A 20,660-nucleotide genomic window follows, 5' to 3' on the forward strand; every position below is an offset into this window, starting at 1 on the left:
TCAATCTTCGGAGGTGTGAACTTTGCGATGGAGGATCGCCTGGAACTCGTCGGCAAAGGTGTAGTAACGACCGATAAGCATCTCGCCACGCGCCGCGAAACGGTTGTAAGCAATGACCGCTGGAATTGCCGCAAAAAGACCGATTGCTGTGGCAATCAGCGCTTCAGCAATACCTGGCGCAACCGTGGCCAGCGTGGCTTGCTGAACCTGAGCCAATCCGCGGAAAGAGTTCATGATGCCCCACACAGTACCAAACAGGCCGATATAGGGACTGGTGGAACCCACAGTTGCCAGGAACGGCAGGCCCTGCTCGAGCTTTTCTTCTTCACGAGAGATGGCGACTCGCATCGCACGGTTTACGCCATCCATCACCGCGTCTGGGTCAACACCCTGCTGTTGACGCAGGCGGGAAAACTCCTTGAAACCAGCACGAAAGATCTGCTCGACACCCGAGTCCGGGTCCGGATTGCTTCCAGCCTGTCGATAAAGTTTGGACAGGTCGATGCCCGACCAGAAACGCTCCTCGAAAGCATCCAGAGAACGCTTGGCGGCGCGGATCATATTGCCGCGCTGAAATATCAAGATCCATGAGGTCACCGAGGCGCCTACAAGAATCAGCATAACCAGCTGAACCACAAAGCTGGCGTTGCTGATCAGGCTCCACATGGACATATGATCGACGTTGGATTCCACGCTTACTCTCCTGCTGGGGGTAGACCCGACCTGACGAAAGCGGCACGCAGCAGCTCTGGGATAGGACGGGGTTTCAAACTCTCGGTGCGCACACACGCCACCACGAACTGCCCCTCGCAGAGCAGTACATCATCATCAGCTCGCCGCACCTGCTGTTTGAAACGCAGGCTTGCACGCTTCACTTCAACCACTTCGGCTGTCACCAGCAATTCGTCGTCCAGGCGCGCCGGCGCGTGATAACGCGCCTCACTGGAATGCACGACAAAAAGCAGGTCTTCACCGACCAGCTGCGACTGGGCAAAACCCAGGCTGCGCAACCGTTCGGTACGGGCCCGCTCCATGAACTTGAGGTAATTGACGTAATAAACGATGCCGCCCGCATCGGTATCTTCGTAGTACACGCGACAACGATGGGAGAACAATTGAGCTTGTGATTCCGCGCGCATACTAGTGCCAGGCCCTGCAATTGCCAATTGGGTAAAACAAAGAAATTTTCGTCACTCTGTGTCGCCACTGAAAAGATCGGGAGTCGGTGTATCTCCCAGGCGCTTCGGCAGGTTCAAACCAAAATGCAAATAGGCGTGCCGCGTGACGACGCGCCCCCTCGGGGTGCGCATGATGTAACCCTGCTGGATCAGATAGGGTTCAAGCACATCCTCGATGGTATGACGCTCTTCGCTGATGGCAGCCGCCAGGCTGTCGATACCAACCGGACCGCCATCGAACTTTTCGATCAGCGTCAGTAGCAGTCGGCGATCCTGATGATCCAGGCCGCGCTCGTCGACATCGAGCATGTTCAGCGCGAGGTCCGCCGTATTACGGCTGATCTCGCCATTGCCGCGCACTTCGGCGAAGTCGCGCACCCGACGGAGCAGGCGATTGGCAATACGCGGGGTACCGCGGGCGCGCCGGGCAATTTCGACAGCCCCTTCCGCCTCGATGGGGAGACCGAGAATTCCGGCCGACCGCGTGACAATGGTTGCCAAGTCAGCCGTCGAGTAGAACTCGAGACGCTGGACGATGCCGAAACGGTCGCGCAGCGGATTGGTGAGCATGCCGGCCCGCGTCGTCGCGCCAACCAGGGTGAACGGCGGCAGGTCGAGCTTGATCGAACGTGCGGCGGGCCCTTCACCAATCATGATATCGAGCTGAAAATCCTCCATCGCGGGATAAAGCACTTCCTCCACGATTGGCGACAGCCGATGGATCTCGTCGACGAACAGCACATCACCTTCTTCCAGGTTCGTCAGCAGCGCCGCCAGATCGCCCGGCCGCTCGAGCACAGGCCCCGAGGTGCTTTTGATCGAGACGCCCATTTCCTGCGCGATGATGTTGGCGAGCGTGGTCTTGCCCAGGCCCGGCGGACCAAAAATCAGCGTGTGATCCAACGATTCTTTGCGCCCACGCGCTGCACGGATGAAGAGGTCCATCTGCTCGCGTACTACCGGCTGACCGATGTATTCGGCTAGGCTCAGCGGGCGGATCGCACGATCGAACTGTTCTTCGCGTTCCCGGCCAGTGGCCGTGATGAGCCGATCAGCTTCGATCATGAGCGCCCACCTTCCGCCGATTCCGCTTCAGGCAGATCCGTCACGAGCAGCAATGCCTGGCGCAACGAGGGCGCGCCAGCAGAGCAAAATAAAGGCACACAAATCCGCCTCGTGACCAACGCCGTGGTGAACATTTGATATCGCACGTTAGACCATTCCCTTCAGTGCACGGCGGATCAGGTCTTCACTGCTCAAATCTTCTTCCTGTACGGCGGATACGGCTCGGCTCGCCTCTTGCGGTTTGAAGCCAAGAGAAATCAATGCGCTGACTGCGTCGCTCTCGGCGCTTGAGACTGCCACAGCACCGCGAGGTTCCACCACCAGCGTGGCGATGGACGGCATAGTCTCCCAGGCCTTGAAACGATCCTTCAGCTCGACCAGCAGGCGCTCGGCGGTCTTCTTGCCGACCCCAGGGATCTTGACCAGCACCGAAGTATCCTGCGCCTGAACACAGCGCACCAACTCATCCACCTCAAGGCCGGACATCAACGCGAGGGCGAGCTTTGGCCCGACACCGTTGAGCCGAATCAGCTCTCGGAACAGCTCTCGGTCGCGCTTTTCAGCAAAGCCATACAGCAGATGCGCGTCTTCACGCACCACCAGATGGGTATGCAGCGTGACCGGCTCACCCACCGTCGGCAGGCGATAAAGAGTGGTCATTGGCACCTCAAGCTCATAACCGATGCCATTGACGTCAAGAATCAGATGAGGCGGCTGTTTCTCCGCCAGGGTCCCGCGCAAGCGTCCAATCACTGTGATACGTCCTCGTTCGATCGATTCGCAACCGCTGGGATTGCTCAATACCTGCCTCCGGCATCAGCGCCGTAGCGGTCGACTACAGGCGCAGGCGACCGGCTCTTCGCTTAGCACCAGCAAGGCCATGCGGAATAAGGCTCTGACGATGATGTGCATGGCACAAGGCAATTGCCAGAGCGTCAGAGGCATCAATTTGCGGTTTCTGGGTCAACTTCAGCAGGTGCATTACCATCATTTGGACCTGCTGCTTGTCCGCACCCCCAGTTCCTGCAATCGCTTGTTTCACCTGCGTGGCGGTGTATTCGGAGATCTCGAGGCCCTGCTCGGCAGCGGCGACTATTGCAGCCCCCCTCGCCTGCCCCAGCTTCAAAGCCGAATCGGCATTACGCGCCATGAACACCTGCTCGATGCCCATCGTCACCGGACCATGCAGACGAATGACTTCGCTGACACCGCAGAATACTGCCTGCAAGCGTGACGAAAGCTCACCGCTGCCCGTGCGTATGCAGCCCGACGCCACATACTCGCAGGTGCGACCGTTATCCCGCACCACGCCGTAGCCGGTGATTCGTGAGCCCGGGTCTATCCCGAGAATTAGCGTCATGACACCGCCATACTGTCTATTTATCCAGCCGCCAGTATAAGGACGCCCCCTCTCGACGGCCAGAGACATAACGAGGCAGCAGACACTCCTCGAAAAAAAACCGGAAGCACCTCTGGTGACTTCCGGTTCTTTGTTTATGGCAACGGGTCAGTCCAGCTGCTCCATAACCTCATCCGGAATCTCGGCGTTATGGTAGACGTTCTGTACGTCATCCAGATCTTCCAGCGCATCAATCAGGCGAAGCACTTTCTGCGCAGTCTCCAGATCAGTGACCGGCGCCGCGATCGACGGGATCATGGCGATGTCCGCCTCGTCACCCTTGAACCCGGCCACACCCAACGCTTCGTTGACGGCATGGAAATCCGTAAAGCTGGTAGACACCAGAGCCGAGCCGTCATCGCCCATCTCCACATCGTCGGCGCCGGCTTCCAGCGCCGCCTCCATCAATGCGTCCTCTTCGACGCCCGTCGCAAAGCTGATCTGCCCCTTGCGATCGAACATGTAGGCCACCGACCCATCCGTACCGAGGTTGCCGCCGTATTTGCTGAAGGCATGGCGCACCTCAGCTGCTGTACGGTTACGGTTATCTGTCATGGCCTCGACAATGATGGCGACGCCGCTAGGCGCATAGCCTTCATAGGTCAACTCGACGACATTATCGGCCTCGTTGTTGCCTGCGCCGCGTGCGATGGCACGGTCGATCACATCGCGCGACATGTTCGCAACCAGTGCCTTGTCGACCGCCAAGCGCAGACGTGGATTGTCTGCGGGAATAGGCCCGCTCTTGGCGGCGACCGTCAGCTCGCGAATGAGCTTGGTAAAGATCTTGCCGCGCTTGGCGTCCTGACGCCCTTTGCGGTGCTTGATGTTGGCCCATTTGGAATGACCAGCCATTAACTGCCTCCCTTTCCGATCAACTTTTCATCTTGCTGAAACCAAGAGCCCAGGTTTCCCTGGGCTCTTGTGCCGTCATTCGGCTTTCGGCTGCTCACGCAGGCGAATATGCAATTCACGCAGCGCCTTGCCATCCACAGCACCTGGCGCCTGGGTCATGACGTCCGCAGCACTCTGGGTTTTCGGGAAGGCGATGACTTCACGAATCGATTGCGCGCCGGTCATCAGCATTACCAGACGGTCGAGGCCGAACGCCAACCCACCGTGCGGCGGTGCACCGAACTTGAGCGCGTCGAGCAGGAAGCCAAACTTTTCGTCCTGCTCTGCCTCATCGATGCCCAGGATGCGGAATACCGTCTGCTGCATTTCTTTGCGGTGAATACGAATCGAACCGCCACCCAACTCAGTGCCATTGAGCACCATGTCATAGGCACGCGACAGCGCACCAGCAGGGTTGGCCTCGAGTTCTTTTGGCGTGCATTTCGGCGCTGTGAACGGGTGATGCAGCGCACTGAGCGAGCCGTCATCGTTCTCCTCGAACATCGGGAAGTCGACCACCCACATCGGCGCCCACTCGCAGGTCAGCAGCTTCAGGTCATGGCCAAGCTTGATGCGCAGCGCGCCGAGCGCTTCGGATACGATCTTGGCTTTATCCGCACCAAAGAAGACGATGTCACCGTCGACGGCGCCGACGCGATCAAGGATCACGTTGAGCTTGTCTTCCGGGATATTCTTCACGATCGGAGACTGCAGGCCCTCGACGCCTTTGGCCCGCTCGTTGACCTTGATGTACGCCAGCCCCTTGGCACCGTAAATGCCGACGAACTTGGTGTAGTCGTCGATCTGTTTGCGCGGCATGCTCGCACCGCCCGGGACGCGCAGCGCCGCGACGCGGCACTTGGGATCATTCGCCGGACCGCTGAACACCTTGAATTCAACCTGCTGCAGCTGGTCGGCAACATCAACCAGTTCCAGCGGAATACGCAGATCCGGCTTGTCAGAACCATAGCGACGCATGGCTTCTTCGAACGGCATGTGCGGGAACTCGCCGAACTCAACGCCCAGTACTTCCTTGAACAGCTTGCGCACCATGCCTTCGGTGATTCCGATGATGTCAGACTCTTCGAGGAAGCTGGTTTCAATGTCGATCTGGGTGAATTCCGGCTGGCGATCTGCACGCAGGTCTTCATCGCGGAAGCACTTGGCGATTTGGTAGTAGCGGTCGAAACCCGCAACCATCAGCAGCTGCTTGAACAGCTGCGGTGACTGCGGCAACGCGAAGAAGTTACCGGCATGAGTCCGGCTAGGCACAAGATAATCACGCGCACCCTCAGGGGTCGGGCGCCCGAGAATGGGCGTTTCCACGTCGAGAAAGCCATTCTCGTCGAGGTAGCGGCGAATGCTGGCAGTGATTCTCGAGCGCAGCTTGAGCTTCTCGGCCATCTCCGGCCGGCGCAGATCAATGAAGCGATAACGCAGACGAGTTTCCTCACCTACATCGCTGTACTCATTGAGGGGGAACGGTGGGGTTTCCGCCTCGTTGAGGACTTCGAGCTCGTAACCCAGCACTTCGATAGCGCCAGACGTCATGTTCGGATTAACCGCACCGGCCGGGCGCAAGCGCACCTTGCCGGTAATCTTGATTACGTACTCGCTGCGCACCTTGTCTGCGGCGGCGAAGGTTTCAGCACGGTCGGGATCGAACACGACCTGAGCCAGGCCCTCACGGTCACGCACATCGAGGAAAATGACCCCGCCGTGATCGCGGCGACGGTGAACCCAGCCGCAAAGAGTGATTTCCTGGCCGTCCAGGCTTTCGTTCAACTGGCCGCAATAGTGGCTGCGCATCATGGTGAGGTTCGCTTCTCGCATCTTGAAAATTCGTTGGGTCGCTCGAATCGCGACTGTGCAGACGGCTGCCAACCGGCGCGCTGCCTGAGATGTCAATCGTCGGCAATGGAGGGATCAAGCACCAGCACCTCAGTACTTCCCCGCACGGCAAAACGAGCCGCCCGACACAAGCGCGGGATTATATCTGCATAATCATTTCAACGCAGCCGACTGCCGATAGGGTCTAGCAATCGAGCCCATAACCACCGGTATTGAACGGAAGCCGTCACCACCCTTCCAACCCCTTGATCGCCACTTCAAGCGCAGCGCTTCACCAAAGACACTCGTTTTCTGGCATAAATGTCAGCGAATTCACCAAACAGGAGAGAACCATGGAAATCGACATCGGTATTGCCGAACAGGATCGCGCCGCTATTGCGGAGGGCTTGTCCCGCCTGCTGGCCGACACCTACACCCTGTACCTGAAGACTCACAACTTCCATTGGAACGTGACAGGGCCGATGTTCAACACCCTGCACACTATGTTCGAGACGCAGTACACCGAACTGGCACTGGCTGTGGATGACATTGCTGAGCGGATCCGCGCGCTGGGCTTTCCTGCTCCGGGCACTTACGCGGCCTATTCGAAGCTTTCATCCATCAAGGAGCAAGAGGGCATCCCTGCTGCTGAAGAGATGATCAAACTCCTGGTTGAAGGCCAGGAGGCCGTAGTCCGCACGGCACGTGGCATTTTCCCGCTACTGGAAAAGGTAAGCGACGAGCCTACTGCTGACCTACTGACTCAGCGCATGCAGATTCACGAAAAAACCGCCTGGATGCTGCGCAGCCTGCTGGCTGCCTGACCGCTAGCAAGCGTACCCGCGTGCAACCGGGATAGCCGCATGAGCGGTTATCCCGCCGAAACCCCTCTAAAGCAAACCGAACGCTGGAAAGCTCAACACGACCCATCTCACCCTCGCTCAATCGCCAACCTCAACCTTATCGAATTGAGCGACGCCACTCTTTACTGTTAAATTCGCGCGCGCCGTAGGCCGGGCACCATCAAATATGAGCGATCGCCGCACTTACGCTCAGCGTCTCCACTTGCCCGAAAGCCTGCCGTTTTCTGTCGTGCTATTTAACTGCGAGTCATAAGAATGCTTAAGATCCTTCACGTATTAACGGGCGTAGCCGCCCTGTTGTTATCGTTCGTACCCAGCTTGACCGGCGCCATGCCTCTGCTGGTTCAGCCTGCAGCGTTGTGCCTGCTGCTTCTGGGCCTGCTGAACGTGCAGTTCGCCGCCTCAACTCAACTGAACACCAACGGTCATGCCCGTCCGCTTTTATTCGGCGCATCCGCACTGCTAATCGCTTCAGTCGCCATCCAGACTGCCATCGTATTGATTCCAGTCGCCAGCGTCGCAGGCCAGCCGGCAACCTTGGCCAGTCTCATGCTCGCTTTTATCGCCGTACTGCTGCAATTGGCAACAAGCCAAACCAAGGCCCCAAGCGCGAGCAGCTCCAACCGCGGCTCTGGCAAAATCCGCAAAGCCCAGCCCAGCCACGCCACTGCTCCGACAGCAGGACGCGAGACTGGCACCGTCAAGTGGTTCAATACTTCAAAGGGTTTCGGTTTCATTTCCCGTGACAGTGGCGACGACGTCTTTGTCCACTTCCGGGCAATTCGAGGCGAAGGCCACCGGGTACTGGTCGAAGGCCAACGCGTCGAATTCACAATCATGATGCGCGACAAAGGCCTTCAGGCTGAAGACGTAGTCGCCGATCAGCCGAGCCACTGACTGCTCAGGCAGGGCGCCAGCGCTCTCTACTGTTATAACGCCGCCGCCCTATCAATAATGGGGCGGCGGCGCTTCGTCTCCCTCCCCCTCCACCCTGCTTTGCAGGTCTTCCTGCCGCCTTGCGAGCAAGCCCAACTGCGCCTGCAGCCGGTCGACCGTACGCTGCTGCGCGACCAGTACATCGCTTAGTGTCTGGATAGTGTCGTCCTGAAAAGCCAGCCGCGCTTCCAGGTCGGCAATGCGTTGTTCCAATTCCATTACCTGTCCTCTTCGAACTGAAAGCCATTAGCGAGGACGAGCTTCAGCTTTTGCCTGATGCCCGCCAGCTGCGCTTCGCCATAAGGTTTGGTCGACTGAAAGCCCCACACCGGAGCCGGCCAAGCGGCGTCGTCCCGACGCCGGGCAATCACATGCACATGCAATTGGCTCACGACGTTGCCCAGTGCTGCCACATTCATCTTGTCCGCGCCAAAGGTGTCTTTGAGCATTTCCGCCAGGGCCGTCGCCTCTCGCCACAACAGTTGCTGATCGGCCGGGTCCAGCTGAAACAGCTCACTGACCGCCTCTCGACGGGGCACCAGGATGAACCATGGATAACTGGCATCATTCATTAACAGCAACCGGCATAACGGAAAATCACCCAGCGTCACCGTGTCCTGCTGCAAACGTTCATCGAGAACGAACATAACCGTCTCCTTTGCCTAATTTGATGTCGGCGCCAGCTAAGCTTTGTCTGGTCGTTTGCGGCAGGATACTCCAGCACCCGAAAGCGATCAGCAAGGCAACGTGCTCCGGCGAGGTGCAATCAGGTCAGGAACCAGCCCTGCTTTAGCGCAAGCGGCAACATGCCTCGGCTCGAATCGGCGCGAAAAATCAGTGAATGAATTTTGTGCACGGTTATTGCTTTGAACAAAAAAGCTGCATGAACGGGGGAAGAAAATCGCGGATAGCTGAGTTAAGCTTGCTCGCGCCAGTTTACCCAGCTACACAGTAATTCTCGGAAATACATTCCAGGCTTGCTGCAGGTCACGACCAGCTAGGCAAACGAAGGACTCAATTGAGCTTGTATACCGAAAATAAAGATGCCTCTTTCCGGCGCACGCAGGAAAGCAAGCACCAATTTGAAACCAAAGGAGCAATCACAATGCAAGTGATGAAGTGGAGCGTTATTGCAATGGCCGTTGCGGCCGGCACGTCGCAAATGGCTTTTGCGTCCAGCCAGTCCGAATCGGAAGGCTTTGTTGAAGGCAGCAGCCTGACCATCCTGAACCGTAACCTGTATATGAACCGTGATTTCCGTGATGACGGCAATGATGGTCAGAGCTATCGTGAAGCATGGGGCCATGGCTTTATTGGCACCTTCGAGTCCGGCTTCACCCAAGGTACCGTCGGTGTAGGTGTTGACGCGATCGGCCTGCTGGGCGTCAAGCTGGACACTGGCCGTGGCCGCGTAGGCAATGGACTGTTCCCTACTGACTCAGATGGCCGCGCTGAAGACGATTACTCTGAAGCGGGCGGCGCGATCAAATTCCGCGCCTCCAACACCGTTCTGAAATACGGTACCCAGTTCGTGGCTCTGCCGGTCTTTTCGACCGACGACAGCCGGTTGCTCCCGGAAACCGCAGAAGGCACACTGATCACGAGCAGCGAGATCGAAGGACTGGACCTAAACGCCGGTCATTTCACGAGCCTGAATGCTCAGGCTGCAACTGGTCGCGACAGCTTAACAAACGACGACGGCACAAAGCTCGACAGCATCAATTTTGTGGGCGGCACCTACGCCCTGAGCGACGCTCTGAGCACGTCGCTGTATTACTCCGATGTTGAGCTCCACCAAGGCGACGATTACGAAAAATTCTACGGCAATGTTAATTACAACATGGAGCTCGGCGCTGACCAGTCGCTGGCCTTCGACTTCAACATCTATAAGACCGACGTAGACGCCGCCAACAGCGACAACACTATCTGGAGCCTCGCGAGCACGTATAGCGTAGGGGCGCACGGCCTGACAGTCGCTTATCAGCGCTCCAGCGGCGATGCCGGCTACGGATATGGCTTCGACGGAGGTGGCACCGTTTGGCTCGCCAACTCGGTTCAGTATTCCGACTTCAACGGTGAAGACGAGAAGTCCTGGCAAGCTCGCTATGACCTGAACATGGCATCTTATGGCGTTCCGGGCTTGAGCTTTATGACCCGCTACATCAGCGGCGACGACATCAGCACTGCCACAGGTAATGGTGAGGAGCGCGAGTGGGACGTTGAAGCCAAATACGTCGTACAGGACGGCGCCGCGAAAGATCTTTCGCTCCGCCTCCGTCATGCTAAGTACTGGTCCGACAGCGACTATGCGCCTGTCAACGGCACTGACCTGACCGACCTGCGCCTGATCGTCGAGTACCCGCTGAGCATCCTGTAATACAGGCCTATCAGTTGTAACTCGAGCTAAAAAAGAAGCCCGGCCCTGCGCCGGGCTTCTTCGTTTAGGCACGCGCATGCTATCGGAACGATTCTGTACGTCTCCGTATCGCCACCGTACAATGCCGAGCCAAATTCTCAGCTCTGCAAGGACACAACGGCCCACATGCGCACCAGTCAGTTCCTGCTCTCGACCCTAAAAGAAACGCCTTCCGACGCTGTTGTCATCAGCCACCAGCTGATGCTGCGTGCCGGGATGATCCGCAAGCTGGCGTCCGGCCTCTACACCTGGATGCCGATGGGGCTGCGCGCGCTACGCAAGGCCGAGGCTATCGTTCGCGAAGAAATGAACAAGACCGGCGCGCTGGAAGTATTGATGCCTGGGATACAACCTGCCGAACTCTGGCAGGAAACCGGCCGTTGGGAGCAGTACGGTCCAGAACTACTGCGCCTGAAAGACCGTCATGACCGCGAATTCTGCGTTGGCCCGACTCACGAAGAGATCATCACCGACCTGGCGCGCAATGAGCTGAACAGCTACAAGCAACTGCCGATCAACTTCTACCAAATACAGACCAAGTTTCGCGATGAGATCCGTCCTCGCTTCGGCCTGATGCGCGGGCGCGAATTCATCATGAAGGATGCCTATTCGTTTCATGCTGACCAACAGTCACTGCAGGAAACGTATGACCGGATGCATGAGGCGTACTGCAAGATTTTCACGCGTCTGGGATTGAATTTCCGTCCCGTTCAGGCGGATACCGGCTCTATTGGCGGCACGGGCTCGCATGAGTTTCATGTACTGGCCGAGTCCGGTGAAGACGATATCGCCTTCAGCGACAGTTCCGATTACGCGGCCAACATCGAGAAAGCCGAGGCGATCCCCCGCGAGACTGAGCGCGGCTCCGCGACCGAAGAGCTCCGTCTGGTGGACACCCCAAAATGCAAGACGATTGCTGCACTAGTCGAGCAGTTTCAACTGCCTGTTGAAAAAACGATCAAAACCCTGCTTGTGCGGAGCATCGAGAAGGACCAACTGGTTGCACTGATCGTTCGTGGTGACCATGAACTGAACGAGATCAAGGCTGCGAATCTGCCTCAGGTCGCACAACCGCTGGTATTCGCGACCGAAGCGGAAATCCGCGCGGTCATGGGTGCCGGTCCTGGCTCGCTAGGCCCGCTGAACTTGCCGATCAGCTGTGTCATTGATCGTTCTGTGGCGCTGATGAGCGATTTCGTGGCGGGAGCCAACCAGGAGGACAAACACTACTTCGGCGTCAATTGGGAGCGTGACCTCCCGCTACCTGAGGTGGCGGATCTACGCAACGTGGTTGCAGGCGACCCAAGCCCCGATGGCGTCGGCACGCTGATCATCAAGCGCGGCATCGAAGTCGGGCACATTTTCCAGCTGGGGACCAAGTACAGCGAAGCGATGAACTGCACCGTGATGGGCGAGAACGGCAAGCCCGTCACCCTGACCATGGGCTGTTACGGCATTGGCGTGTCTCGTGTCGTCGCGGCCGCAATCGAACAGAACTACGATGACCGCGGCATCCTCTGGCCGGAGGCGCTCGCCCCGTTCCAGATCGCGCTGGTCCCGATGAAGTATGAAAACCAGGCCGTCCGCGAAGCAACCGATAAGCTCTACGCAGAACTCACTGCAGCTGGCTACGATGTCCTCCTCGACGACCGTGACAAAAAGACAAGTCCAGGCGTCAAATTCGCCGATATGGAGTTGGTAGGGATACCGCATCGCATAGTGGTAGGCGACCGCGGTCTTGCCGATGGCACTCTGGAATATAAGCATCGCCGTGATGCCGAAAGCCAGGCCGTCCCGGCTGCCGACATTCTCGAATTCATCAATTCCCGCGCCAGCCGCTGACGGAAATCATGCTCAACCGAAGTGCTTCAACCTGCGCCATGCTTTGCATGGCGCTTTTTATGAGCGGCTGCGCCAATCAGCTGCCTCAACGCAGCGAACAAGAAGCCCGCACCGAACGCAAACTGCTCGATCACAGCCTGCGCATCGAAGTAGGCGCGCCATTGCTCGAGCTTCCCCAGCGGCGCATCCGCATACTCGATCAGAAGACCTTCGAGGTGACTGACTTCGAGGTGACGCGGCGCTATGACCGCTATACGCCCTACCAACCCTGGCGCGAGCTGTACGAAATCCCGCTGGGCGCTGTAGCAGTGGTCGCAGGCGTCGGCGCCAATGTGCTCAATGTGGTGTTGCTTGGCAACCTACCGGAAAGCGCTACCCGCGACTGGATCAGCTATGGTTTTGCCGGTCTCAATCCTTTCATCAATGCCGAGTCCAACGGACGATCGCAGCAGAACCTTGCCAGCCTCGACGAGCAGCGACGCGACGCCCGGCTCGAGTATTCCAGCCTGCCGTGGGCTGAGCGTCCAGTGCAGGTCGTTACAGCTAACGAGACGCACGAACTTAGCACCGACCGCAACGGCGTGCTTCGCCTCAATCTGCTTGATGGCCCCTTTGCCGACCAGGACATCAGCCAGGTTGGCAAAATCCAGTTGCAGGTCGAAGACTCGCAGGACGGCACCCGAGCTGACGCCACGCTTCTTGTCAGCCGCGCACTGCGTGGCAAGCTGCTCGAAGCGCACGATCTGATCTTCGATGACCTCGAAGGTGACGATGTCAATCAGTGGGTGCATCGCGTCAAGCGGCTTTCAGAGCTTGGCCTGGAGGAGGAAGCCAGCGAGCTTGAACAGAGCCTGATTGAGCTGACCCGCAACGACCCAGACTTGCAGCAGGAGTTTCTCCAAACCCTGATGCAGGACGCAGGTCGTCAGGCTCACGATACCGGCGAAGGCGACTAGACTGCGCCATGAAGCCGCTCCCGCTCCTGTGGCTGCTGATGCTGCTCGCTGCCTGGCCAGTTTCTGCGACTGTTCGCCAGGCGCCGGAGCCAGAGCTTCGCGAACTGATGCAGCGCACCGTCGCTGAAGCCGAGAGCTTTCAGGATCGCTTTGATGCGGAAGTCTGGCTGCTCGATATGTCAACTCGTCTTAAGCGCTACGTTCGTGACCCGCGGGAGCGTCTGACTTTACTTCGGTTGGTGCATCAGGAGGCCAGCAAGGCGGGGCTCAAACCAGATATCGTTCTGGCACTGATCCATGCTGAAAGCCACTTCGACCGTTTTGCCATTTCCAGCGTCGGCGCGCAGGGCATGATGCAGGTGATGCCCTTCTGGAAAGCCGAACTGGGACGACCGCAAGACAATCTGACCGACAACGCCACCAACCTCCGCTACGGCTGCACCATCCTCAGTTACTACCTGAAGAAGGAAAACGGTGATATCAACCGAGCGCTGGCTCGCTATAACGGAAGCCTTGGCAAACATCACTATCCAGCAAAGGTGATCGGCTTCTGGCAGGACTTTTGGTACGTAAAACCGTAAATCCCCGAGCGTACCGCGAATTGCCGCTACCCTTCACTGCGCAGCTTATCCAGCCGAGCCAGCAATCCTTCCGCCGTTTGCTCACCAACCAGACTCTCGCGGACCTCACCGGCAGAATCGACGATATAGGTCACCGGCAGCACTGCACTGCGCGGAAGACCCAACCGCTCCGCCGGATCGACGCTAAGCACCCTGAAATCAATGTTCAGCTGCTCGGCTGCTGCGGCCAGCTCGTCGCCTTGCAGCCCGTCAAAATTGACCCCCAGCACGGTGATGTCATTCCGCGACTGATCCAATGCGTTCAATTCCGGGATTTCGGTACGGCAGGGGCCGCACCATTCGGCCCAGTAATTGATCAGCAACCACTGCCCGTCGAGCTGCTGCTCAGTGACAGCTGCGCCGTGCTGGTCCGCCCCCCAATCCTCACTACAGCCCACCAGCATCAAGCAGGCGAAGGCGCCGAGCATTCCGCTGAGTCCTCTGTTCATCCTCGTACACCTTTTGCTGCTGATTATCGGCCCGTCAGACCCGCTGCGACTGCAGCCAGTCTGCGACGCTACCACCAAAGAGGTTGGCCTGCTCGCGCTGCAGCAGCTCCATGGATTGGCGCAGCGTCGGATACCACGGCTCATCCAGACGCTCCGGTAACGCCTGCTTACCGGAGAGCGGCCAAGGGTTGGAGCGCAACAGCTGATCGAAGCTGTAGCTATTGAGATCGCGACAAAGCACCCAACCGGACGAGCCGGTTCGGCAGACGAGCTGCTCCTGTTCGAAGAATTCCAGGATCTCGTCCCACTCATCCTCGGGTAGCCTCCAGCCGCTCCGGTGCGCGTCGCGCAAGCGAACCTCACGCCCGGCCTTTTGGCTTTCGTAGAACACCCGCAACAAGCCGAGCATGACCAGCAGACGCGGTACCGAACGCCGCCGCCACTGCTGCGATGATGACAACCCACAGACCAGTTCGGCCCCGAACAATACGATCATCCAGGAAAGGTAAACCCACAACAGAAACAGCGGCACCGCGGCAAAAGCCCCGTAGATCAACTGGTAGCTGGGGAAATAGCTGACATACAAACCGAACAATTGCTTAGCCGTTTCGAACAGCACAGCGGTAAAGGTCCCACCGACCAATGCATGCCGCAGCGGCACGCGTGTATTCGGTACCGCCGCGTAGATCAACGTGAATGCCGCAACACTGAGCAGCAGCGGCATTGCTTTCAAAACGGTGCGTGCACCGATCAACGCATGCGGTCCCGATATCAGCGACAACGAGGTGATATAGGTGCTCATGGCGAACCCCGCCCCCAGCAACAGCGGCCCAAGGCTTAGGATTGCCCAGTACAGCAGGAAGCTTGAGATTCCACGGCGCGGTTGGCGCACGCGCCAGATCACGTTGAACGCCTTTTCAATGGTCAGCAGCATCATTAATGCGGTCGCCATCAGAAAACCCACGCCGAACCAGGTCAGCTGCCTCGCCTGGTCAGTGAACGCGACCAGATAGTCCTGAATGGTGGCACCAGTGGAGGGGATGAAATTGCTGAAGATGTACACCTGGATCTGCTCACCGATTCCCTGGAACGCTGGAATGGCGGACAGCATGGCGAAGGTTACCGTCATCATGGGCACCACTGCGAACAGAGTGGTATAGGTCAATGCGGCAGCGCTGTGCGGGCCGCGATCCGCGAGGAAGCGCTGCACCAGAAAACGACCGAACTCCAGAAAATCCTTGATCCGTTGATGCATTCAATCCCCTCGGTGCCAGTCGCGATCGTCGAAAACCGATTGCCCGCAGGCCAATAGCAATCAAAAGCCTACCTTGGCAGACAGCCCTCCGCGACCACCGTTTCAAGCCCCACGGCTTTGAGGGTTAGAATGGCCGCCTAAACTGGCGCGAAGCAACCTAAATGACCGACCTGATCCTTTACCACAACCCACGCTGCTCGAAATCACGAAACGCCCTGGAGCTGCTCGAACAACGCGGCCTCACCCCTTCCGTCATCCGGTATCTCGAAACACCGCCGTCGGCTGACGAGCTCAGGCAGATCCTTGCCCGACTGGGCATCAGCCCGCGCCAGCTGCTGCGCAGCGGCGAGGAAGAATACAAAACCCTGAACCTCACAGACCCAACGCTCACCGACGAGCAGATCATCGATGCCATGGTTGCGCATCCGAAACTGATCGAGCGACCGATCCTGGTTGTTGGCGATGCTGCGGTGATTGGTCGGCCACCGGAGAAGGTACTGGAGATACTGCCATGACTGCACCCTACGTCCTTGTGCTGTATTACAGCCGCCACGGCGCCACTGCGGAAATGGCCCGGCAAATAGCCCGTGGCGTCGAACAGGCAGGGCTTGAGGCAAGATTGCGCACCGTACCGGCCGTGTCAGCGGAATGCGAGGCTGTTGCGCCTGCGATCCCGCAGCAAGGCGCCATCTACGCAACGCTGGATGACCTTAAACATTGCTCCGGTCTGGCGTTGGGCAGCCCCACCCGCTTCGGCAACATGGCGGCCCCACTGAAATACTTTCTCGATGGCACCAGCGGGCTCTGGCTGACCGGTGAGCTGGTAGGCAAACCAGCCGGCGTGTTCACCTCGACTTCCAGCCTGCACGGCGGGCAGGAGTCCACTCTGCTGTCGATGCTATTGCCCCTGCTTCACCACGGCATGCTGGTGCTCGGTTTGCCCTATAGTGAAAATGCCCTGCTTGAGACTCGCGGCGGCGGCACGCCCTATGGCCCCAGCCACCATGCCGGAGCCGATGGAAAGCGGCTGCTGGACGAGCATGAAATCGATCTTTGCCGCGCACTGGGCCAACGCCTCGCGCAGACCGCCAAGCGTTTGGAGAATGACCGTGGCTAGAAAGCCAAAGCCCCTGCCATCGCTCGAATGGCTGACCCCACGGGTAAAACTCAGTCGCGCCATCAGCCTGGCCAGTTTCATTGGACTGGCCGTGCTATTGGTGGTCTGGAATCTGGCATTTGCCGACCTGCACGGCGCGCGGACCTGGGTGGTGGTCAGCATTCAGCTGATTCCACTCCTCCTGGTGGCGCCAGGGATGATCTCAGGGAGCCCGCGAGCCCATGCCTGGACCTGCTTTATCGTCAATCTGTACTTTATTCAGGGCGTGCTTGCCGCTATCAACCCGGCGCGAATGGTTTACGGCTGGCTGGAGGCGATCATCAGCCTGACGCTTTTCATAAGCGCCCTGCTCTATACCCGCTGGGCTTATCAGTACGGCCGCAAAGCGGCAGGCGAGAGCTGAGACGAGACGGGGGGAGGCGCAAGATTCTGAGGTAACGTTGAACGGCGTCGGTGGGCTGAAGCCCACCCTACGCCAGCAGTTCAACCTACTCCAGGGTGAGCCGTATGACGACGTTTCGGCTCGGCTTGGCAGTGCTGCCCTGCAAAGCCGTGCCGAACTCAACAGACTGCAGCCGGCATTCCTACCAGCCGAGCGTTTCCTTGAGAAACGGAATGGTCAGCTTACGTTGCGCCTGAAGCGAGGCTTGATCGAGCCGGTCGAGCAACTCGAATAATGCGCTCATGCTGCGGGCCCCACGCGTGAGAATGAAACGACCGACATCGTCCGGCAGATTCAGACCGCGGCGCGACGCTCGCAGCTGCAGCGCACGCAGTTTGTCCTCATCCGAAAGCTCCTGCAGCTGAAACACCAGCGATAGACTCAGCCGGGATTTGAGGTCTGGAAGCTGCACAGCAATTTCTCGCGGAGAGGCATCAGCGGCAAGCAACAGCCGTCGACCGCTGTCGCGAAGGCGATTGAACAGATGGAACAAGGCTTCTTCCCACACCGGATCGCCCGCTATCGCATCCAGATCATCCAGACAGACCAACTCGCTCTGCTCCAGATTATCCAGAAGCGCCGGGCCGTACTCCGCCACCTCCGCCAATGGCAGATATACCGCCAGCTCACCGCGCTGCTCGACGCGCAAGCAGGCGGCCTGAAGCAGGTGACTGCGCCCCACTCCGGTACCGCCCCACAGATAGATCAACTCATCGGACCAGCCAGCTGCGGGTGAACAGACGCGCTCGACATAGCCAAGCGCGGCCGCATTGGCGCCCGGGTAGAAGTTGGCAAAGGTGGCGTCGTCACGAAGACGAATGCCCAAGGGGAGCTGAATGGGTTTCATGGTTGGCGGGGTGGTTCGACCGGCGGTTCTGCGTAGAGGTCCGAGAGTTTATAGAGATCATGCACGTGGCGCAGCAGAACCATGATCACCGCTGCAACTGGCAATGCCAGAAGCACGCCGGTAAATCCGAACAATTGCCCCCCCGCCAGCACCGCGAAGATCACCGCCACCGGGTGCAGGCCGATACGGTCTCCCACCAGCAGCGGGGTCAGCAGCATGCCCTCCAGCATCTGTCCGACTGTGAACACCGCAGCGACGCCCAGCAGCGGGTAGAGCTCCAAACCAGACTGAAACAGCACGGCAATCACTGCCGCGGCTATGCCCACCACAAAGCCCATGTACGGCACGATGCTCGCGAGGCCAGCCAGCACGCCAATCAGCAGCCCCAATTCGACACCGATCAACATGAGCCCAGCCGAATAGACGACAGCCAGCGCCAGCATGACCAGTAGCTGGCCACGGAGAAAGGCGCCAATCACTTCATGACATTCGCGCATCAGCGCCATGACAGCATCCTCGCGCCGACGTGGCAGCAGCGTGCGCAGTTTGGCCATGATCAGATCCCAATCCCGCAGCAGGTAGAAACACACCACCGGCACCAGCAGGAGGTTCGCCAACCATGCCAGCAAAGCGATGCTCGACGCCGTAGCCTGACTGAGGATGACCGCCACCACATCCTTGGTGCTGCCGAGATTGGCTGAAAATGCACTCTTGAGCTGATCGACGCGCCAGAAATCCTCATCGAGGCCAAACTGTGCCTGCACCCAGGGCAACGCCGTCAGCTGCAGCCAGTCCAGCCCTTGCGGTGCCAGTTGATAGAGGTGCATCAGCTGTTTGCCGAGCATCGGCACCAACACCAGCAGCAGCAACAGACACAACAGCGTGAACAACGAGAAAACCAGAATCACGCCCCAGGTTCGGGACAGTTTCCAGCGCTCCAGCCGGTCAACCAGCGGGTCGCCCAGATAGGCCAGCAGGATGCCGACCAGAAAAGGTGAAAGGATTGGTGACAGCTGATAAATCAGCCAGCCAATCAGTAACAGGGCCGCCAGCCATAGCCAGCGGTTGTTGTGGGTGATGGTCATGTTCTCAACGTCTTGTCTGGGGTGATCCAAGGCCGCATGGTTTCGGCAGGCGCAAGGGAAACGATGAATCGATAAACGTTATGGCAGGCGCGATCTTGTGAGCGCCATTGCCTCTACCAGCGGTAGCGCAGCAAGGTGCCTTGCTCCACCGGCCGGGATTGCTCGGCTGCCGGCGTGCCCGGCTCCTCAAGTGTCCGGGTATCGACTGACTGTGCTTCAGCACTGCCAGCCGACACTTCGCCTTCGCCGTTAGGCTCGACACCGCCATTAGCGTCTGCAGTCTCCATTGATTGCGGGTCAATTTCATCGGCAGCGACTTCCTGCAGCCGCGCCAAAGCCAGTTGAGCCCGAAGCTGCTCTGGACTGGCGTTGAGGCGATACACCAGCCGATCACTGGCAACCTGCTGCAGGCGTGCGCCGAAGGGTTCGAGCAGGCGATCCAGTTCGGCAAAACGCTCCACGTCGGCCCCAAGCACCTCAAGCGTGATCTCCGATCTGTCACCGGGCTTGACGCGGTATTGCGGCGCCAGGAATGTACTCACAGCGAGCATCACCTCATCGGCCAGCGCAACGCGGGTGTCGCCACTCGCCTTGCCTTGCGTCTGCTTGTCACCCATCCAGAGGCGCCAGTCGGCTTCCCAGCTTTCGCCGGACTGTTTCGCCATGACAGCGAGCAGCCCGTCTGCATCGTACCGCTCCGAAACATCGCGAAGCGCCTGGGGGTCCTTTGCAGTGACTGCGTCAGAGGTAGCTACGAGCTGCTCACTCAGATCGGCCAGCGGCAAGCGCAACGGCAGGCCACGGTGCTGGGCGGCAGCACGCAAGTCAGAAGAACCTTCCTGCGCGTCACCAACGAGCTGCGAACCGTCAGCAGTCTCTCCCAGCCACCAGGTCAGGATGCTCGGACGCTCAGCACCCCACAGCGGAAGCCCCGCTGAACGCAGCGCACGCTCGGTAGTCACCGGGTCAAAGCTGACGACGACGGTGTCCCCTTCATAGGCATACCGGCTCACCAATTGCTGCGGATCGCTGCGCAATGGCGCAACGGCCTGCTGATCAGAGCTGGAATCGCCTGTCAGACGCAGCACCAGCGTGTCGAAAGCTTTGCGCAGCGCCTCTTCGCGCTCCGCTGGCTGTTGACTGGCAACCGGCTCACGCACTTTGTAGAGGTCGGCAAGGGGAACCGCCATGCTATGGGCAGACACAACTGCGCAGCAGAGCGCCAGAATACGGGGAAATACGCGCATATATAGAAACTCGCTGGCTAGCCAGTCATGGGAGCCTGCCGGTCGCGTGGCGGCGATCGGGTTCGGCTACGGTGAGCAAGCGTTATACCTTAAACAGGCCCCTAACTCGCGGCAACCGCAGCACTCACAGGCTGCGCATCTTGCCGCGCAATCTCATGTTTGTTCCTGGCACACCTGTTCGACATCACCGTTCGCGGGATGGTCGCTGTGCGGCAAGCC

The 20,660-nt window shown here is 58.9% G+C and carries 23 protein-coding genes and 1 pseudogene; 10 read left to right on the forward strand and 14 right to left on the reverse strand.

The window, feature by feature from the left end:
- The 7 genes from tolQ to aspS all read right to left on the reverse strand — a co-directional run bounded on the left by tolQ (position 1) and on the right by aspS (position 6,348).
- The gene (tolQ, locus tag ALTERO38_RS13075) at positions 1-693 is read right to left on the reverse strand and encodes a protein TolQ (protein ID WP_073300710.1); all 693 of its coding nucleotides are present in this window, start codon (positions 691-693) and stop codon (positions 1-3) included.
- A gap of 2 nt (positions 694-695) precedes the next feature.
- On the reverse strand, positions 696-1,139 hold the full coding sequence (gene ybgC, locus ALTERO38_RS13080; protein WP_019342533.1) for a tol-pal system-associated acyl-CoA thioesterase: 444 nt from the start codon (positions 1,137-1,139) through the stop codon (positions 696-698).
- 51 nt (positions 1,140-1,190) lie between these two features.
- Complete coding sequence (gene ruvB, locus ALTERO38_RS13085; protein WP_102834764.1) at positions 1,191-2,243, reverse strand: Holliday junction branch migration DNA helicase RuvB; 1,053 nt, start codon at positions 2,241-2,243, stop codon at positions 1,191-1,193.
- Positions 2,244-2,390: 147 nt separating this feature from the next.
- Positions 2,391-2,996 carry a Holliday junction branch migration protein RuvA gene (ruvA, locus tag ALTERO38_RS13090; RefSeq protein WP_148925017.1) on the reverse strand — a complete coding sequence of 202 codons (606 nt, stop codon included), beginning with the start codon at positions 2,994-2,996 and terminating at the stop codon, positions 2,391-2,393.
- 82 nt (positions 2,997-3,078) lie between these two features.
- Positions 3,079-3,603, reverse strand: coding sequence for a crossover junction endodeoxyribonuclease RuvC (gene ruvC, locus ALTERO38_RS13095; RefSeq protein ID WP_102834766.1), 525 nt, complete (start codon positions 3,601-3,603; stop codon positions 3,079-3,081).
- 147 nt (positions 3,604-3,750) lie between these two features.
- Complete coding sequence (locus tag ALTERO38_RS13100) at positions 3,751-4,497, reverse strand: YebC/PmpR family DNA-binding transcriptional regulator (RefSeq protein WP_148924713.1); 747 nt, start codon at positions 4,495-4,497, stop codon at positions 3,751-3,753.
- Positions 4,498-4,572: 75 nt separating this feature from the next.
- Positions 4,573-6,348, reverse strand: coding sequence for an aspartate--tRNA ligase (gene aspS / locus ALTERO38_RS13105; RefSeq protein WP_159969706.1), 1,776 nt, complete (start codon positions 6,346-6,348; stop codon positions 4,573-4,575).
- A gap of 371 nt (positions 6,349-6,719) precedes the next feature.
- Between aspS and ALTERO38_RS13110 the strand changes: the two genes are divergently transcribed.
- The 3 genes and pseudogenes from ALTERO38_RS13110 to ALTERO38_RS13115 all read left to right on the forward strand — a co-directional run bounded on the left by ALTERO38_RS13110 (position 6,720) and on the right by ALTERO38_RS13115 (position 8,126).
- The gene (locus tag ALTERO38_RS13110) at positions 6,720-7,190 is read left to right on the forward strand and encodes a Dps family protein (RefSeq protein WP_045428739.1); all 471 of its coding nucleotides are present in this window, start codon (positions 6,720-6,722) and stop codon (positions 7,188-7,190) included.
- A gap of 294 nt (positions 7,191-7,484) precedes the next feature.
- Positions 7,485-7,754 (forward strand): annotated as a pseudogene (locus ALTERO38_RS21655) (cold shock domain-containing protein membrane protein); the annotation flags it as partial.
- 114 nt (positions 7,755-7,868) lie between these two features.
- A complete protein-coding gene (locus tag ALTERO38_RS13115; protein ID WP_256061632.1) occupies positions 7,869-8,126 on the forward strand; it encodes a cold-shock protein in 258 nt (85 codons plus the stop codon).
- Positions 8,127-8,177: 51 nt separating this feature from the next.
- Here the strand turns inward: ALTERO38_RS13115 and ALTERO38_RS13120 are convergent, their stop codons facing one another.
- Together ALTERO38_RS13120 and ALTERO38_RS13125 are read right to left on the reverse strand one after the other, a co-directional pair.
- Entirely contained in the window at positions 8,178-8,384 is a 207-nt protein-coding gene (locus ALTERO38_RS13120) for a SlyX family protein (RefSeq protein ID WP_102834769.1), read from the reverse strand.
- Positions 8,384-8,812 carry an HIT domain-containing protein gene (locus tag ALTERO38_RS13125; RefSeq protein WP_148924712.1) on the reverse strand — a complete coding sequence of 143 codons (429 nt, stop codon included), beginning with the start codon at positions 8,810-8,812 and terminating at the stop codon, positions 8,384-8,386. Before ALTERO38_RS13125 ends, ALTERO38_RS13120 begins: the two co-directional genes overlap by 1 nt.
- Positions 8,813-9,270: 458 nt before the next feature.
- Between ALTERO38_RS13125 and ALTERO38_RS13130 the strand changes: the two genes are divergently transcribed.
- From ALTERO38_RS13130 to ALTERO38_RS13145, 4 genes are all read left to right on the forward strand, one after another.
- On the forward strand, positions 9,271-10,542 hold the full coding sequence (locus ALTERO38_RS13130; protein WP_148925015.1) for an OprD family porin: 1,272 nt from the start codon (positions 9,271-9,273) through the stop codon (positions 10,540-10,542).
- Positions 10,543-10,707: 165 nt separating this feature from the next.
- Positions 10,708-12,423: a proline--tRNA ligase gene (locus ALTERO38_RS13135; protein WP_159968668.1), complete on the forward strand. Its 1,716-nt coding sequence runs from the start codon at positions 10,708-10,710 to the stop codon at positions 12,421-12,423.
- An 8-nt stretch (positions 12,424-12,431) separates the two neighbouring features.
- The gene (locus ALTERO38_RS13140; protein ID WP_159968669.1) at positions 12,432-13,379 is read left to right on the forward strand and encodes a hypothetical protein; all 948 of its coding nucleotides are present in this window, start codon (positions 12,432-12,434) and stop codon (positions 13,377-13,379) included.
- 8 nt (positions 13,380-13,387) lie between these two features.
- The gene (locus ALTERO38_RS13145; RefSeq protein WP_159968670.1) at positions 13,388-13,960 is read left to right on the forward strand and encodes a lytic transglycosylase domain-containing protein; all 573 of its coding nucleotides are present in this window, start codon (positions 13,388-13,390) and stop codon (positions 13,958-13,960) included.
- A 26-nt stretch (positions 13,961-13,986) separates the two neighbouring features.
- Here ALTERO38_RS13145 and ALTERO38_RS13150 read toward each other — a convergent pair whose 3' ends face one another.
- Positions 13,987-14,448, reverse strand: a complete 462-nt coding sequence (locus tag ALTERO38_RS13150) for a TlpA disulfide reductase family protein (RefSeq protein ID WP_159968671.1) — start codon at positions 14,446-14,448, stop codon at positions 13,987-13,989.
- Between the two features lie 34 nt (positions 14,449-14,482).
- Positions 14,483-15,703, reverse strand: coding sequence for a virulence factor BrkB family protein (locus tag ALTERO38_RS13155; RefSeq protein ID WP_148924708.1), 1,221 nt, complete (start codon positions 15,701-15,703; stop codon positions 14,483-14,485).
- A 161-nt stretch (positions 15,704-15,864) separates the two neighbouring features.
- Here ALTERO38_RS13155 and arsC point away from each other — a divergent pair, with 161 nt between their 5' ends.
- From arsC to ALTERO38_RS13170, 3 genes are read left to right on the forward strand one after another with little or no spacing between them, the layout of a single operon-like run.
- Positions 15,865-16,218 carry an arsenate reductase (glutaredoxin) gene (gene arsC, locus ALTERO38_RS13160; protein ID WP_159968672.1) on the forward strand — a complete coding sequence of 118 codons (354 nt, stop codon included), beginning with the start codon at positions 15,865-15,867 and terminating at the stop codon, positions 16,216-16,218.
- Positions 16,215-16,820, forward strand: a complete 606-nt coding sequence (gene wrbA / locus ALTERO38_RS13165; RefSeq protein WP_102834778.1) for an NAD(P)H:quinone oxidoreductase — start codon at positions 16,215-16,217, stop codon at positions 16,818-16,820. Before arsC ends, wrbA begins: the two co-directional genes overlap by 4 nt.
- Entirely contained in the window at positions 16,813-17,223 is a 411-nt protein-coding gene (locus ALTERO38_RS13170; RefSeq protein ID WP_127838834.1) for a DUF2069 domain-containing protein, read from the forward strand. The genes wrbA and ALTERO38_RS13170 overlap by 8 nt, the downstream gene beginning before the upstream one ends.
- A 181-nt stretch (positions 17,224-17,404) precedes the next feature.
- On the opposite strand, the gene hda is transcribed toward ALTERO38_RS13170, so the two are convergent.
- From hda to ALTERO38_RS13185, 3 genes are all read right to left on the reverse strand, one after another.
- A complete protein-coding gene (gene hda / locus ALTERO38_RS13175; protein WP_148924704.1) occupies positions 17,405-18,109 on the reverse strand; it encodes a DnaA regulatory inactivator Hda in 705 nt (234 codons plus the stop codon).
- Positions 18,106-19,194, reverse strand: a complete 1,089-nt coding sequence (locus tag ALTERO38_RS13180; protein ID WP_102834780.1) for an AI-2E family transporter — start codon at positions 19,192-19,194, stop codon at positions 18,106-18,108. Before ALTERO38_RS13180 ends, hda begins: the two co-directional genes overlap by 4 nt.
- Positions 19,195-19,307: 113 nt before the next feature.
- Positions 19,308-20,441, reverse strand: a complete 1,134-nt coding sequence (locus ALTERO38_RS13185) for a DUF2066 domain-containing protein (RefSeq protein ID WP_159968673.1) — start codon at positions 20,439-20,441, stop codon at positions 19,308-19,310.
- Between the last annotated feature and the right edge of the window lie 219 nt (positions 20,442-20,660).

This window comes from Pseudomonas sp. 9Ag (genome assembly GCF_902506445.1).
GTDB lineage: Bacteria > Pseudomonadota > Gammaproteobacteria > Pseudomonadales > Pseudomonadaceae > Stutzerimonas > Stutzerimonas stutzeri_AB.

Bases quoted from the DNA above. Each gene is read 5' to 3' on its own strand.
- ALTERO38_RS13120 (WP_102834769.1), bottom strand. From the start codon at position 8,384: ATGGAATTGGAACAACGCATTGCCGACCTGGAAGCGCGGCTGGCTTTT.
- ALTERO38_RS13185 (WP_159968673.1), bottom strand. From the start codon at position 20,441: ATGCGCGTATTTCCCCGTATTCTGGCGCTCTGCTGCGCAGTTGTGTCT.
- ruvB (WP_102834764.1), bottom strand. From the start codon at position 2,243: ATGATCGAAGCTGATCGGCTCATCACGGCCACTGGCCGGGAACGCGAA.
- ybgC (WP_019342533.1), bottom strand. From the start codon at position 1,139: ATGCGCGCGGAATCACAAGCTCAATTGTTCTCCCATCGTTGTCGCGTG.
- ALTERO38_RS13150 (WP_159968671.1), bottom strand. From the start codon at position 14,448: ATGAACAGAGGACTCAGCGGAATGCTCGGCGCCTTCGCCTGCTTGATG.
- ALTERO38_RS13100 (WP_148924713.1), bottom strand. From the start codon at position 4,497: ATGGCTGGTCATTCCAAATGGGCCAACATCAAGCACCGCAAAGGGCGT.
- ALTERO38_RS13180 (WP_102834780.1), bottom strand. From the start codon at position 19,194: ATGACCATCACCCACAACAACCGCTGGCTATGGCTGGCGGCCCTGTTA.
- ALTERO38_RS13140 (WP_159968669.1), top strand. From the start codon at position 12,432: ATGCTCAACCGAAGTGCTTCAACCTGCGCCATGCTTTGCATGGCGCTT.
- ruvC (WP_102834766.1), bottom strand. From the start codon at position 3,603: ATGACGCTAATTCTCGGGATAGACCCGGGCTCACGAATCACCGGCTAC.
- ALTERO38_RS13110 (WP_045428739.1), top strand. From the start codon at position 6,720: ATGGAAATCGACATCGGTATTGCCGAACAGGATCGCGCCGCTATTGCG.
- arsC (WP_159968672.1), top strand. From the start codon at position 15,865: ATGACCGACCTGATCCTTTACCACAACCCACGCTGCTCGAAATCACGA.
- aspS (WP_159969706.1), bottom strand. From the start codon at position 6,348: ATGATGCGCAGCCACTATTGCGGCCAGTTGAACGAAAGCCTGGACGGC.
- ALTERO38_RS13125 (WP_148924712.1), bottom strand. From the start codon at position 8,812: ATGTTCGTTCTCGATGAACGTTTGCAGCAGGACACGGTGACGCTGGGT.
- wrbA (WP_102834778.1), top strand. From the start codon at position 16,215: ATGACTGCACCCTACGTCCTTGTGCTGTATTACAGCCGCCACGGCGCC.
- ALTERO38_RS13145 (WP_159968670.1), top strand. From the start codon at position 13,388: ATGAAGCCGCTCCCGCTCCTGTGGCTGCTGATGCTGCTCGCTGCCTGG.
- ALTERO38_RS13130 (WP_148925015.1), top strand. From the start codon at position 9,271: ATGCAAGTGATGAAGTGGAGCGTTATTGCAATGGCCGTTGCGGCCGGC.
- ALTERO38_RS13155 (WP_148924708.1), bottom strand. From the start codon at position 15,703: ATGCATCAACGGATCAAGGATTTTCTGGAGTTCGGTCGTTTTCTGGTG.
- hda (WP_148924704.1), bottom strand. From the start codon at position 18,109: ATGAAACCCATTCAGCTCCCCTTGGGCATTCGTCTTCGTGACGACGCC.
- ALTERO38_RS13135 (WP_159968668.1), top strand. From the start codon at position 10,708: ATGCGCACCAGTCAGTTCCTGCTCTCGACCCTAAAAGAAACGCCTTCC.